This window comes from Shewanella sp. 2_MG-2023, from assembly GCF_030548905.1.
Taxonomy (GTDB): domain Bacteria; phylum Pseudomonadota; class Gammaproteobacteria; order Enterobacterales; family Shewanellaceae; genus Shewanella; species Shewanella electrodiphila.
Window position 1 is genome coordinate 19,094 of record NZ_JAUOSO010000006.1, and the last position, 14,802, is coordinate 33,895.

12 protein-coding genes are annotated in these 14,802 nt (G+C 40.0%); 5 read left to right on the plus strand and 7 right to left on the minus strand.

Annotated features, from left to right (window positions below):
- The first annotated feature begins 150 nt into the window (after positions 1-150).
- Positions 151-609 (plus strand): hypothetical protein, encoded by a 459-nt coding sequence (locus Q4600_RS07650; protein WP_303514925.1) that lies wholly within the window; start codon positions 151-153, stop codon positions 607-609.
- Between the two features lie 213 nt (positions 610-822).
- The gene (locus Q4600_RS07655; protein WP_303515322.1) at positions 823-1,203 is read left to right on the plus strand and encodes a thiol-disulfide oxidoreductase DCC family protein; all 381 of its coding nucleotides are present in this window, start codon (positions 823-825) and stop codon (positions 1,201-1,203) included.
- 112 nt (positions 1,204-1,315) lie between these two features.
- Here the strand turns inward: Q4600_RS07655 and Q4600_RS07660 are convergent, their stop codons facing one another.
- From Q4600_RS07660 to Q4600_RS07675, 4 genes are all read right to left on the minus strand, one after another.
- On the minus strand, positions 1,316-1,690 hold the full coding sequence (locus tag Q4600_RS07660; protein WP_303514927.1) for a hypothetical protein: 375 nt from the start codon (positions 1,688-1,690) through the stop codon (positions 1,316-1,318).
- A gap of 129 nt (positions 1,691-1,819) precedes the next feature.
- Positions 1,820-2,584 carry an alpha/beta fold hydrolase gene (locus Q4600_RS07665; protein ID WP_303514933.1) on the minus strand — a complete coding sequence of 255 codons (765 nt, stop codon included), beginning with the start codon at positions 2,582-2,584 and terminating at the stop codon, positions 1,820-1,822.
- A 50-nt stretch (positions 2,585-2,634) separates the two neighbouring features.
- A complete protein-coding gene (locus Q4600_RS07670) occupies positions 2,635-3,654 on the minus strand; it encodes a M14 family zinc carboxypeptidase (protein WP_303514936.1) in 1,020 nt (339 codons plus the stop codon).
- A 125-nt stretch (positions 3,655-3,779) separates the two neighbouring features.
- The gene (locus Q4600_RS07675) at positions 3,780-4,217 is read right to left on the minus strand and encodes a PACE efflux transporter (protein ID WP_303514938.1); all 438 of its coding nucleotides are present in this window, start codon (positions 4,215-4,217) and stop codon (positions 3,780-3,782) included.
- 155 nt (positions 4,218-4,372) lie between these two features.
- Between Q4600_RS07675 and Q4600_RS07680 the strand changes: the two genes are divergently transcribed.
- A complete protein-coding gene (locus Q4600_RS07680; RefSeq protein WP_102528128.1) occupies positions 4,373-5,287 on the plus strand; it encodes a LysR family transcriptional regulator in 915 nt (304 codons plus the stop codon).
- Positions 5,288-5,447: 160 nt separating this feature from the next.
- On the plus strand, positions 5,448-7,517 hold the full coding sequence (locus Q4600_RS07685) for a TonB-dependent siderophore receptor (protein WP_303514943.1): 2,070 nt from the start codon (positions 5,448-5,450) through the stop codon (positions 7,515-7,517).
- Positions 7,518-7,747: 230 nt separating this feature from the next.
- Here Q4600_RS07685 and Q4600_RS07690 read toward each other — a convergent pair whose 3' ends face one another.
- Both Q4600_RS07690 and Q4600_RS07695 read right to left on the minus strand, forming a co-directional pair.
- The gene (locus tag Q4600_RS07690) at positions 7,748-8,293 is read right to left on the minus strand and encodes a response regulator transcription factor (protein ID WP_102528145.1); all 546 of its coding nucleotides are present in this window, start codon (positions 8,291-8,293) and stop codon (positions 7,748-7,750) included.
- Positions 8,286-9,545, minus strand: a complete 1,260-nt coding sequence (locus Q4600_RS07695; RefSeq protein ID WP_248954362.1) for a sensor histidine kinase KdpD — start codon at positions 9,543-9,545, stop codon at positions 8,286-8,288. Before Q4600_RS07695 ends, Q4600_RS07690 begins: the two co-directional genes overlap by 8 nt.
- Positions 9,546-10,002: 457 nt before the next feature.
- Between Q4600_RS07695 and Q4600_RS07700 the strand changes: the two genes are divergently transcribed.
- Positions 10,003-11,919, plus strand: a complete 1,917-nt coding sequence (locus Q4600_RS07700) for a bifunctional diguanylate cyclase/phosphodiesterase (RefSeq protein ID WP_102528131.1) — start codon at positions 10,003-10,005, stop codon at positions 11,917-11,919.
- Positions 11,920-12,311: 392 nt separating this feature from the next.
- Here the strand turns inward: Q4600_RS07700 and Q4600_RS07705 are convergent, their stop codons facing one another.
- Positions 12,312-13,778, minus strand: coding sequence for a carbon starvation protein A (locus Q4600_RS07705; protein ID WP_303514950.1), 1,467 nt, complete (start codon positions 13,776-13,778; stop codon positions 12,312-12,314).
- Positions 13,779-14,802: the final 1,024 nt, after the last annotated feature.

A 14,802-nucleotide genomic window follows, 5' to 3' on the forward strand; every position in this document is an offset into this window, starting at 1 on the left:
TAGAAACATCTAAAATATCCCTAGTAAGTGCTTAACATACAGCCATAGTATATAGTCATGTTTTAAAGCCATAGCCAAAAGTCATAATCTAAAACCATGGTTTAGCGCTCAATTTAAAATAGAAACACTACTTTTAAGAAGGATCTTAAAGTGAAAATTAAACTCATCGCCATATTATTGATGGCAACGGGCTGCGCCTCAAACGAATCTACATCCATTGAATCTCCACCAGTAACCTCGAACACAATGAGCATTATTGCCAGTGCTTCTGCAGCTGCCCCCAGCGGTGTTCTTGGCGAGTATCAACTCAATATTAAAGCGGCTGCAGCTCGAAGAGGCGTCGTGTTTTTAAACACCGAACTAGATTACCGTGATCAACGCTGTGTTACGGTCACTCTCTCACCATCGATAAGCGCGCAATTGACTTCAAAATACGGTCAATCACCGCAGGCGTTTTTCATCGACAAATCCATCATGGTGAAAGGCCAGGCTAAAAGGGAGAAAATCGACTTTTACTCTAAAGGGAAAAGAACCGATAAGTATTATTACCAAACCCATATTCTAGTTAAAGATTTGTCTCAAATAGAAGTTATTGCTGATAAAGCTTAAATCTAACATCCCCAATTCATTGCTAAGATAAAAGCTGAACGCTTTATGACTGCAGCTTGAATTGGGGAAGTAATAGCGAGTTACCATTAAGCTAAACCTATAAAAAAGTGATAGCCGATATATGATAATATTTGCGTATTAACAAGCTCCCTCCCCTTTCTTAATCACCGTCTCGAACGCCATAAGGAACCACTTATCTCAAAGCACATAATTATCTTTGATGGCGTGTGTAACCTATGCAATGGCGCAGTCAACTTCATCATTAAACGTGACCACAAAGATGTGTTTGCTTTTACGCCAATGCAAAGTGAAACCGCGCGAGCGTTAATGACTGAGTATCAATTGGAAAATATTGGATTTGATTCGTTTATTTTAATAAAAGAGGGAAAGTATTTACTAAGAAGTGATGCCGCGTTAGAGATAACTAAAGATCTGTCAGGGCTTGGGTTTTTATGTAGGGTATTTAAGGTGTTACCCACTGGATTTCGGGATTACTTTTACCGTGTTTTAGCTCACAATCGTTACCGTATTTTCGGTAAATCTGAAACCTGTATGCTTCCTACTCCTCAGCTGAAAAGTAAATTTTTAAAATAGTGGCTTTATTAATACTAAGCGACTAAATCTCAGCTACTAAATCTCAACTACTAAATCTCAACTACTAAATCTCAAATACTATATCTCAGCTAAGTAAACCAAGTTAAATCGCTTACTGATTTTCAGCGGCTTTAACGGTTACTCGCTCCTGATTCGATAAACGAATTTGAATACCATCAACAGTGGTAATTCGCTGGGCTTCAATGTCTTTTTTACGTACTTGGTAGCTTGCCGACATGGCTTCGATTGGAGAAGATATAGTGACCTCAACAACAGTATTGTCATCATACCAAGTCCAGCCCCAGTAACTTGCAGACGCTAGCATTGACACTGCAATCATGGCGTAAATAACAATACGGCTAAAAAATGGTGAAGCATCAGCTGCAATGTATTTCTCACTGCGAGCCACTTTACTGCTTCTTCCACTGCGTAAATACGCAAAAGCACCGGCTATTACTAAAAGCGTCACTAAAATTTGTGTCAGCACAACATCTTCCACCCGTCATTGATTAAACTCGATTATAACTAATCTAAATTAATTTAACGTTATCTAGCCCACATGACCAGTGCATGATTGAGTTGATAAGCGAATATGCATTGTGTTGGATAACAAAACCTATGATGCCGATTCAGAAATCGTATCTTGAATCAATTGTCTTATTTGATCAGGGTGGTCAAGTGTAGCGTCATGACCGCACTGTTCCACTTGCAGTAACGGGGTATGATAAAACTCCGCTAATGCTTTACTGCATTTAGGGTTCGCCAATTTGTCTTGATTAGCTCCGATAACGCTCACACGGCAATGACCAAACCAAGTGCATTGATAACGTGCAGCGGCGTAAATTTGTCTCGCACCATTAATTATACTGGTGTGCAGTTGACTGCGCATATTGCCCCAGTCGCTAATAACACTTTCGTCATCAGCTTTTGTTACTGTGGTGTAATTGAGAACACAAGACTCGATAAAACTTAGATTTGCAGCTTTATGTCGATGCCAAATAGAATTGATTAGTGGTCTTAATTGAAAACGCTGATACCAAGGTGACAAGTTCCCGGCACTGGAGTTAATCAAAACCACATGACGTACTTGTTTATGGCGTTGTCTGGCCATCTCTAAAGCAATCATGCCACCCATCGACACGCCAATGATCACTAACTCTCGGCTAAACTCTGGGTTATCGTTAAGCCCTTTATCAATTTGCTGCCAAATGTCATCGGTGTAATTACCAATCGTTAAATGACTTGGCTTTGAAGCTAAAGTCCCATTGCCAGTTGCATCAGGGGTTAATACGTCTATTCCTTCATCACGCAGCTGAGCGTCAAAACCATACCAATGACGACTATCTCGCATTAATCCACGTAATAACACCCAAGTTGCCATCAGAATACTCCTTTCTACGCCTGTGAATTAAGCTGTTGCTATCAAGATGCTTAAGGCTTTTTAGCCCAGTATCGCTCAGCGTCAGTTTGTAAACGCTCAAATTGTGCTTGGTTAATGTTTTCAAGCACATTAGCGTAAGCCGCTTCAATTAAGAACTGCATTAATACCACGTGTCGGCGTAATATTCGATGGTGTCGATGTGTTTTTTGCGGATTAAAATAACCAGAGAAATTAAAAATTTGCCGAGGATTCTTCTTTACCCATGCCCAAGAGCCCATCTCAAGCGTTAATGGAATAAAGGGATTACTACTGGGGTTTGTTTGAGCAAGATAGTCCCAAATATCACCATGAGTTTGATAAAAATGACTTTGAGGGGCCAGTTTGTAATGACCATGATGTGGGTAACCGCGATCAAATAATTGCTTTAAGTGATAAATATAGCCCATTGCTTCAAAAGGTTTACGCGTATGGGCATACGGAAACCAAATATGGTCTGACAAACCAAAACCTGAATGAGCATCTAAGGCAATAACACTGGTACTTGAGTCTTGCAATTGGTGAACATAATCCACCAGAACTTGTGTTTCAGCTTCCATCCCCTTCTTCCCCCGATACCATGGCAGCTTGTTAGTGAGCCGATGGCCCCCCACTAAAAAGGTCACTTTTTCTTCTGCATCAATAGGGGCATTACGCATTAAGTCAACATAATTACCATTGCTGCGTGAACCTTGTAAAAAGCCCACAGGATTTGCGACGGGGACAAATGCTAAACGCACTTCTTTTAGTAATGCTTGTAAATGGCTATCCCAAGAAAGACGATTCAGCAAACTGCCCAAAAAAGCTAATACGACTTGAGCACCAATGCGCTCAACCCCATGTACACCACCGACAAACAACACCGTTGGGCACGGTGCATCTTGCTTACCAAGTTCAATAGCTGTGACGGATAATGGTTCACCGCGATAATGTAAATCCAATAATGACTGGTGCCGAAATAGACCTTGATACTGAGCAATCAATCTTTTGAGAGTATCAATTTCAAAACTGTGCTCGAAGGAAAACTTTGCCATTCACCTCGTCCATTTCTAACAAATAATGATTAGGCCAGGATATAAACCTAACCCACAAATGAGACAGATTAATGACAAAAACAAGCACAGCTTTGATTGACTAAATATTACGTAGGCGCTCGATATTATTGAGTATCAAGCGCTACCGTGTTGCAATTAAGCATGACACGAGCACGAATATGATCGTATGCATAGTTATAGACATAGGCGTAAACAGTGATGAAAACTGTCACACTGATATCTAGCCAGAATGCCTCTATCAATGAAATCCCTAAAATATAAGCCATTACGGGGATAGTGAGCATTAATAAGCCTGCTTCGAAAAAACCAATATAAATCATTCGCTGAATGACAGTTCTTTGCTCTCGAGGTTCGGTGTAAAACTTATCGAAAATAATATTAAAGATGAAATTCCATCCCATGGCTATTGTCGCAATAGCTATCATAGTTCCTGAAAGGGAGGCTAACGCATAATCAGTAAATATCATCAAACCAATAACTGAACCAATAATGGCAAGAAACTCAAACAACACAGCATGAAATATGCGCTCTACTGTAGACATAACAACCTCAACTTACTTTACACATAGGATTCTGAATTAAATCGAGTTGGATTATGACTTGCATATTCACCTAACAAAAGTTAACAACCATCACTAAAAGTGATAGCTTAATATGACTGTTCCGAAGCGATGCTATACAATGAGGCGATTATTGAATGTACAGTTTAGAGCAACTAAAAATATTCATTACAGTTTGCGATACCGGTTCTTTCTCTGCAGCGGCAAGGAAACTGCAGCGAGCGCAATCAGGCATTAGCCAAGCAATTTCCAATTTAGAAGTGAGTATTAATCAAACCTTATTTGATCGTAGTGGTAATACGCCATCACTGACCAAAGAAGGTGAAGCTTTACTCCCAGCAGTGAAAGCCCTCATGCTGCAACAACTGCATTTTGATCAAAAGATAGCCTCTTTAGAATTACAACATGAACACGAATTGATCATTGCTATCGAAGAAAGCTTAATCAGCCCTGCATTACTGAGCCAATTAGCTAAATTGGCTGATGAGTTCCCGATTACTAATATCGAGATCATCGCAGAATCAACACTGGATATTGGCCAGCTCGTCAGTAACGGTAGTGCTCATATGGGAATAGTTTATGCAGACGGGAAAATCCAAGATCAAGTTGATTTCAGCACCATTGGTTACACTCGATTCATTACACTTGCTGCCCCGAGTCACCCTTTAACCCAAATGCGCCGTATTAAAGACATTGATTTACGTCAGCACAGGCAGGTCGTACTTCGCGCCAACACAGGGCAAGAGCTGTGGTTTAGTTATGGGATTAGCTCACAGCGATGGCATGCCAATAGTCATTATCTTATGAATGAACTGACTCAACAAGGAGTCGGTTGGTCGATTCTACCTGAGGAAATGGTTACACCAGCCATAGAGGAAGGCAAACTCGTCAAGTTAGATGTTGAATACGAGCCCAATGGTTGGATTAATACAATTGACTGTTTAGCGAGTCGAAGATTACATCTTGGGCCTGTATTTCTTCGAGCGAGGGCCATTATTGAGCAATATATGCAAACCCAAAATGACAACAACATTTTTATTATGAAAAAGTAATGAGCTAATTAATGCACTGCCCCAAACTTCTGTTGGTTACATTAAAATGGAATAAAGCTGAATGGCCCTGCGACATCTTGTCGCAGTTTAGGATGTTCTAATTGTGCCCCCCCTAAATAACACAGAGCATTAACATACGATTCTTCAATAAAAACATAATATGAAGCTAAATTTATCTGTGTACTCTTTGTTATCTGCTTTACCTGTTGCCGCACTAAGTACCCTCTTCCACTGTAACGCTCAAGCTGATGAAACCATTGAAGTGATTAACATCAGCGGTTCAGTGGCCACGCCTATCATGCTTGTTAGCCCCAAAGATATCTCGCCAACAGTTGATATTGCGCAAGCGGTTAACGCATTACCAGGAGCTGCAGTGAATGCTAATGGGCCTTTAACCGGTATGGTTCAATATCGTGGCATTTCTGGCGATCGTGTTAATAGTAAAATTGATGGTGCCAGTCTTGCTAGCGCAGGGCCTAATGCCATGGATACACCGCTAAGTTATGCCAGTATTAGCATGACAGAGCGAGTTGAGCTTTATCGTGGTATTGCACCTGTATCATCGGGTATTGATACATTAGGTGGCAGTGTAAACGTGATTCAAACTCAGGTTCAATTTGAGCAAAACTCAGCGGAACTAGCAGGCCAATATCAAACCAATGGTGCTCGCACAGCCATTAGCGGTAAAGCTAATCTCGCTAATGATAGTCACGGTATTCTCGTCTTTGCAGATGATATGCACGGCAATGACAATAGCGAAACCGGTAATGGCAATGACATTTCACCCACCACTTATGACAAACAAGTTTTTGGCGGTCAATATCGATTTAACCTTGCGGATAATACCCGTCAAAATGAATCCATAGGCATTAACTATCTGCATAGTGAAACCACAGATGCAGGCACACCCGCATTACCAATGGACATTGATTTCATTCGTACTGATAGAGTTAAATTCGATGGTATACACACACTCAATGATTGGGAAATTAACTGGCATCTGGCATATAGCGACGCCCGTCATGGTATGGATAACTTTTCTGAACGCAATTTAATGCCATCTATGGGCGCACGTTACAACAACGCTGATAGCACTAGTTATGATGCCCACTTTTCAATAAGTAACGAGCAATGGCAATGGGGAGTAGACAGCCAGTTAAGTGAACATGACTCTGTGATTACCAATCCTGAAAATCCAATGTTTTTAGTCGATAATTTTTCTGGCGTCAGTGATGATAAATACAGCGCCTTTGTGCAGTGGCAGCAGGCCTTTAATGCTTGGCATTGGGAGCTTGGAGCTCGGGTTAAATATTACCAATCCGATGCAGAGCAAGTCAGTCACTCTATGGCGATGATAATGCCTGCAGTTAATGTGTTGATGCAAAGGTTTAATAACGCCGATCGCGCGCAATCAGAAACCGGCATTGATGCAGTAATTAATGGCCGTTATCAAGTGAGCCCAGAGCTTAGTTGGATTATGGGTTTTGCACATAAGCAGTCACCCGCCAGTTATCAGCAACGCTATTTGTGGGTCCCCATGCAGTCAACGGGTGGTTTAGCTGATGGGCGCACTTATGTCGGTGATGTGTCATTAGCATTAGAAACCGCTTATCAGTTTGAACTTGGTGCTGATTATCACGCAGATAAACTCACGATTAGCCCACGGGTTTTCTATCATCAAATTGATGATTACATTCAAGGCATTCCCTCCACTGATCCTGCGGTGATTATGGCTGCGGCAATGATGGGCGACAGTAACCCAATGCAATTTGCCAACGTTGATGCAGCCCTAATGGGCATAGATATCAACGCCAATTATCAACTCAATGATGAATTTTCTTTTGATATGTTAGCGAACTACATCAGCGGCGAACGTAAAGACATTGATGATAATCTCTACCGTATTGCGCCACCTAAAATATTGCTAGGCATAAACTATCAACACAATGGCTGGCGTGCACGCATGGAAACTGTGGGGTTCAGTGCACAAAACAATGTCTCAAGCACCCAGTTAGAGCAAACGACATCAGGCTATAGCTTGTTCAATGCTTCAGTGGGTTATGACGCTGAAACTTGGGGGCTTCAAGCGGGTGTAGATAATCTATTTGATACTGAATATGAGGATCACTTAGCGGGATATAACCGTGTTATGGGAGGCGATTTAATGCCAGGCGAGCGTATGCCTGGTGTCGGGCTACAAGCTTGGGTAACGGGCGAGTATCGTTTTTAAGCACAGTGTTATAGCACTGTATTATTAGCACTGTGTAATTAGCTTAGTGTTATTAACTTAGGGTTATTAGCACTGTGTTATTAACTTAGGGTTATTAGCACAGTGTTATTAGCTTAGGGTTACTAGCTTAGGATTAAGCTCCTGCTAACTCAAGGTATCATGAACATTAAGGCCTCATTGAATGAGGCTTTAATGTTGGATGAGAGCGTAGATATGAGTTTTGGCGCGAGTTAGGCTGGACGATTATCTGCTATCGGTTTTTTAAGTAACTTACGTTGCAGCGTGCGACGGTGCATACCTAATAACCTCGCGGTTTCTGACACATTGCCATTATTGTTAGCAAGCACTTGTTGGATGTGTTCCCACTCCAGACGTTTTGGGCTAATAGGCTGTTCTGTAAACGCTACAGAAAGGTCTTCATCTTCTATTTCAATGCTCAACGCATTGAGTAAGGTTTGCGTATCCACAGGTTTAGCTAAATAGTTATCTGCACCGAGCCTTATCGCCTCTACTGCGGTTGCGATGCTGGCATAACCTGTCAGCAGTACCAACTTAACCTTGGGCAATAACCCCCTCAATGGCTTAATCAACGTAAGGCCGTTTTGCTCAGCAATCTTCATATCCAATAAAATATGACTAGGATTAAACTGTCTGGCCATTAATAAGCCTTCACTAGCATCATTACACTGCGCGCATTCAAACCCTTGCTTAGTCAATCGTCTTGCTAACGCTGCTGACAGCGCTAAGTCATCTTCAATGATTAACAATTTATTCATCATAATTTGCTGGCAACATCACAGATGCGATAGTGCCTCCTTGGTTATGGCGTGACAAACTTAATTGACCACCTAAACGTTCAAAACTTGCATGACTAAGTAACACACCTATGCCCATGCCTTTTGGATTAGTAACCACATTATTACCCAGTTCAGACAACTCTTTTGCATTCATGCCTTTGCCGAAATCACGAATATTGAAACATAATTGTCCAGAGTCACCTGAAGTCACTGATAAAGTCACCTGCGCTTTTTGGATGTTTTCTAAACTGGCTCTCGCGCCATTTTCAATTAAGGCCAGTAACGCTGGCAACAAGCTGGTATCAGCATTCACTGCGGGATAAGCAGTTAAAGTATCGATTTCAATGGTGAGCTCAGTTTCAGGCATAAGTAATTGCACTTGCTCATGTAAGTTACTCACTAGTTTATCGACTTTTTGAGGGTAAGCTTTTTGCTGACGAATGGATTCGGTGGCCAATCTTAAATCAGCTAAAGTGGTTTCGCATCGAGTTAAAGCTTGTTGCATTTCAGGCTCGATGTCTTTTGCTGTGCCATCTTCAACAAGTTCATCAACTAGCAACCTTAAGGTGGATAAAGGCGTCGCCATTTGGTGTGCCATTTGCGCAGAGACTGTGCCTAAAGCTAACAGTTTTTCTTGACGTAATTGCGCTTCACGTAAATAGCTTAGTTGGGCATTTTTTTGTCTCACCCGCTTTGCAATATAACCAACCGTAATCGTGAGTACCAAGGCCGAAATAACAAAGTTAAACCACATACCAAGGTAGTGTGAACTCATATCCATGCCATGATGACGAATCCGATTTTCTGGCATAGTCAACATCATCAGGGTGTATAAACTGGTCGAAAGAAAGGTCAGTATCCACGGTGCCCAGCGCGGAAGTGTTACCGCACCAATAGCGACAGGTAATAACAGCAGTGATACAAAGGCGTTAGTTGCCCCACCGGTGTAAAAAAGCCAAGTAGACCAAAACAGAATATCAACGATCAGTGTTATCAATAAAATAGATGGGGTATTAATACATTGAAACCGATAGCGATAACAAAAAGCCACATACACAGCTTCAAGGAACAAGACATAACTCAGTTCATTGGGCGGACGAGTTAAATCGAATAACTCTATACCAAATAAAATCAACCCGAGTTTTAATAGCAGATTGAGTAGCCTTAGGAATGCCAATTGCTCTTTATTGCTGTTCAAACTTCCTACTATATGGCCTGTTTTTGATAACATGGATGAGAAATGCCCTTTCAACTTTCTTAGTTTGAGTCATACATTTAATCATGAACTCTATTAGAAAAACGCTACACCCAACACTTATTTAAAACTAAAATGATAAAAGTATAAACTGTAACTTAAATAACATACTTCAAGTTTAAAACTATTTACACTGCGAACAACTTAAAATACAACATTAATTCAACATTCACTAAACGTTCCTTGCGTAACTAAGTTCGGTTTGTAAAAACAAATAATCTCTATTACAGCAGCACATATGTTATGAAGTTATGTATCAAGTTGTATCAATGGTGTAACGCAAATAACTTAACCATCTATATTTATTAGACTTTATATTTATGACTAATATTACCATTATTGTATTCGTAGATATTTAGATTTATAATTTCGCACCAGGTGAAACAAGGTTTAAACCTAGTTGTAACATCACAGCGATGCATTAAGATATTTTATGACCAAAATTTCAAAACTAATTTTTACCTTTGTCAGCTTCTTTTTGATGCTGTACGTGTTACTTGTAATTAGTTTTAATCAGGGTTTACAGGCTATTCATAGCAATAACTTTCATCATAAAATAATCGATGTAAATAATTCTGATGTTGTCAACGTCAATGCCAGCTGGGAAAAGTTTCTTTTTCTTGAAAACGATATTGTAAAATCTGAGCAATATTATTTCGCTGTATTAAATAGGGCTGAATCAAGCCTCAGTGTGATTAAAATAAAAGATGTGTTCAGTGAAATGATCATGTTCAGTAATATCCCACTTTTACTCATGGTGCTACTCGCCTACGCAATCCCTTTTTATATAAGATCAAAATCTCAAAAAAAGAATAGCGCTTCATTAGATTTTATTCGTAGTGAAACCGATAAGTTACTCGCTAATTTTAATATCGATTTACCTCAAGGTAAGCAAGCTAATACACTCTCCCAGATCAGCATCGCCCTTAATGAGCTCAATAAGCACGTAAAAGAACATAACATTCAAACTCAATTAAGCATTTACCAAGATAAACTGACAGGTCTGATTGATCGTCATGCCTATTTAGAACACCTTGAATCGCAACTGCAAAAAGCTGAACAGACAGGTTGCAAACAAGCCTTACTCTTCATCGATTTAGATGGCTTCAAACAAGTTAATGACTCTTTCGGACACAGTTTTGGTGATGAAATACTGATTCAAGTGGCTGAACGACTCACTACCGTTGTGCGTAACAATGGACTCAGTAAACTGAGCGAATCATTTGCCCTAGAACTTAATTTATCTCGCTTGGGTGGTGATGAGTTTTCTATTTTTATCGACAACATCGAAGATAACTTGCGAGCCGTAGAGGTGTCTAAAAACGTCTTACAAGAAATTGAACGCGATTTCGTACTTGGCAATAAAGTGATTAAAATTGGTGCCAGTATTGGTATTGCAACCTACCCAGACAGCGCTTCAAATCCGAATGCATTATTACAAATGGCCGACGTTGCCATGTACCGTGCTAAGACTGATGGCCGCGGTATTTTCAGAGTTTACTCGCCTGAAATGGGCAGTAAAATTCGCCGTTATCATTACCTGCTCGAAGAGATTCGCTTAGCAATAGCCAGTCAAAACTTCACTTTGTCTTTTCAACCTATCGTAAATGTTGACGATTGCAGCATTGATTACTTCGAATCGCTGGTACGCTGGAACCACCCGGTGGAAGGCCCTATTTCACCCGCTGAATTTATTCCTATTGCCGAAGACTCAAACCTCATCATTGAACTAGGAAATTGGATACTATTTGAAGCCTGTCGCCAAATGTCAGCTTGGCATAACGCAGGAATGAACAAAGTCAGAATGTCAGTCAATATCTCTGGCGTACAATTAAAGTACTTACCTATTTATGACTGGGTTATGGACACCTTAACTAAAACAGGTTTACCACCAAGTGCCTTATTACTTGAGATAACTGAGTCTTGCCTTTTCCATGCCTCCGAAAAGATTATTCAAGATTTGGAAAATCTACGTAAAGAAGGGGTATTAATTGCCATTGATGATTTTGGTACGGGTTTCAGCTCATTATCCACCCTTGCTAACTTACCTGTGGATGTGATTAAAATTGATAAGTTGTTTATCGACCAAGCCACAATTAACCCTAAGTACGAAAAGATATTAAATTCAATCAGTGGCTTAGGAAAAACATTAAACCTCAAAGTCGTGGCTGAAGGGGTTGAAGTTGCCTCGCAGTTTGAATTGATCAAAAACCTTGGTATTCACTGCGTCCAAGGTTATTTAATTAGTCGCCCTGAATCTTCCTATGACGTCGGCAATAAGGTGATTAAGAACAATTTAAATCATATTGCGTTGACTGGCACAGGCGTCTGCTCACCATCTAAGTCATGATACATGGGTGGCAACCTCACCCTGCCTCTTTAATCAATGCTCAATGCTCAATGCTCAATGCTCAATGCTCAATGCTTAAATATAAATTATTATCCTTTATAGGCAAGAATGTAGTAAGTTGCTGGCTTTTGCCGTTCAAGCCCACTTGTCCGCCAAGTTGTTCCCTAAAAGCCGAATCAATTCCCAGACTACGCAATCACTCGTTAAAGAGTATTGCTTAATCTCTAACTCACCAGTGATTCAATCGTTTTTTATTGATTCACAACTAACTGCAGCTGATTTACTGCAGCTGATTGCGACTAACGGTTCATTCTTATCTCGATTTTATTTGTTGTAAATATCAGCAACAAAAAAGGACTGCCAGTGCAGTCCTTTTTGATTATAGCTAACGCTTATTGAGTCACAGCTTTTCGCTTGTTATGGGCGATAATAAGCCCAATTAAGCAGACAATACCGGTTGCGATACCAACAGGCTGACTTAACGACTGAGGCAAGCCTAAACCAATACCTGCTGTCATAATGTAAGACACGGTGACACAGGTACCAATAATCGCCGGCAAACTCACAATCCAATGGAAAGTACCACGGTCAAATAAGTACTTAGTGGCTAACCATAAAACACTGGTTGAAAGCAGCATGTTTGAGAAAGCGAAATAGCGCCAAATCAAAGAGAAATCAATTTTAGTCATAAAGTAAGCAATGATTAAAATTGGAATCGCAACTAATAGACGATTACGCATGCTTTGAGGAATATTAAACGCATCGATAATTGTTAGACGCAGTGAACGGAAAGCGGTATCACCTGACGTAATAGGGAAAATAGCTACGGCGATAATCGCCATAATGCCACCCGCAACACCTAGGTAAGTACTGGCAACTTGGTTAACGACCAAACCTGGACCACCAGCATCAAGAATACTTTTCAGCTCAACATAACCACCAGGGAAAGCAGCAATACCCGCTAGTGCCCATACACATGCCACAATACCTTCAGACATCATTGCACCGTAATACACAGGGCGCACGTATTTCTCGTTCGTCAAACAACGCGCCATAATTGGCGCCTGAGTAGAATGAAAACCACTAATTGCACCACAGGTAATAGTTACAAATAGTAATGGCCAAACAGGTAGCCCATCAGGGTTTGGCGCTAATAAATCATTGTTGTAATGGCTGTGGTCGAAGTAAGCAAATATATCGCCAATTTCTGGTAACTGTGGCGCACTAATTAATAAAGCAACTGCGATAGAGGTTGTCATCACAATCATCAATAAACCAAAAATAGGATAAAGCTTGGTAATGATTTTATCGATAGGCAATAACGTTGCTAAGAAGTAGTAAGCTAAGATTAATACAACCCAAAATACGTTATTAGCAAAAATGGTCCCTTCAAAGTATTCAAGATTACTCAGAAGACCTGCTGGACTCATAATGAAAACAACACCGACGAAGAATAGTAACATCGCAGTGAAAATCAGCATCACGCCTTTAAAATAGATATTAAAATAGTGACCTGCGATTTCAGGCAAACTTTTACCATCTTCTTTGATACTTAGCACACCAGAGAAGTAATCGTGAACAGCACCGCCAATAATATTACCAAGCACAATCCATACTAATGCGATTGGGCCATATAACGCACCAAGAATTGGACCAAAAATTGGACCGACACCTGCAACATTAAGGAATTGAATCAGATACGCTTTAACAGGATGAACTTCGACATAATCGACACCGTCCTCAAAACGTTTTTGTGGTGTTTTTGCGTTGGGGTCAATGCCTGCTTGACGCTCTACGAAAGGACTGTAGAACTTGTAAGCGAGGATTAACAACGCAATACAAATAAAGAAAATTAACATTTTTTATAGTCATCCATACTTGGTAGGGTATTTGAATAGCATTGAGTGTCATTCACTTAGTGTCATTGGTCAAGCAACTGCCTATTATACCAAAGTAGGGGTTGTCAGCCCCTACCCCCTAGTGCAGGCGGGATGTTAGATAAGTGTAAACCATCAAAAAACGTTTTATTTCAAACCCTGATAAAATAGCAGAGATAAACACTAGGTTGATTGCTTTTATTAGTTTTTTTAATAACTTGCTTTAATATTCAGCTAGAAATACAACCAGAGATGTTAATACAAAATACTTTCAAAACAGTAAGTTTTGTCACCGAGATACAAATTTATAACCCTGTTAATAGATGTTCAAAAATGAGAATAAGCTCATACCTTAAACAGTGTAAATATCACTAACTTTTTACAGCTTTCCTTCGCACAGCCCTACTTCACACAGCCCTCAATCGACTGAACCATGAAATAATTGCCCATGGCTTAATAAGAGTTGGCTAAGTCACTTCTCATCTCTATCAAATTTTTGATACCTGAACTGCTCGCATAAGAATTATCTTGCAAGAAATCATCGACACACATGAAACCGATCGAACACAACCTACCTTACCAATTTAGATGTGAGCGACATATTTCAGCTTAGCCATTTATTTTCGCTAATACTTATATAGATAGATTAAAAAAATATAAGAATTAATCCGTTGTGCAACTAAATTTTGACGATAGATATATTTGAATAAATACAGAACCTTAATGAATTTAATTTTCTCAGCAAGGTTTTAGCGTCAAAATAATATTACCAACTTACAATATTTACACACAAATTAGTTTTACAAATTGGTAATACGATCATATAACCAATAGCACCTAATGCTTCAAATAGTGTATTACATTACTGAGGTCATTTTATGTATTAGGCAGCAACAGCTTATTCAGTTGCCATTCACTAGTCATAGAATGATCAGATCAAACTGCTGAGATAAAGCAGTCGATCTAGCTGAATAGGTTGTTAACTCTATGGGGAAACGACCTAAGG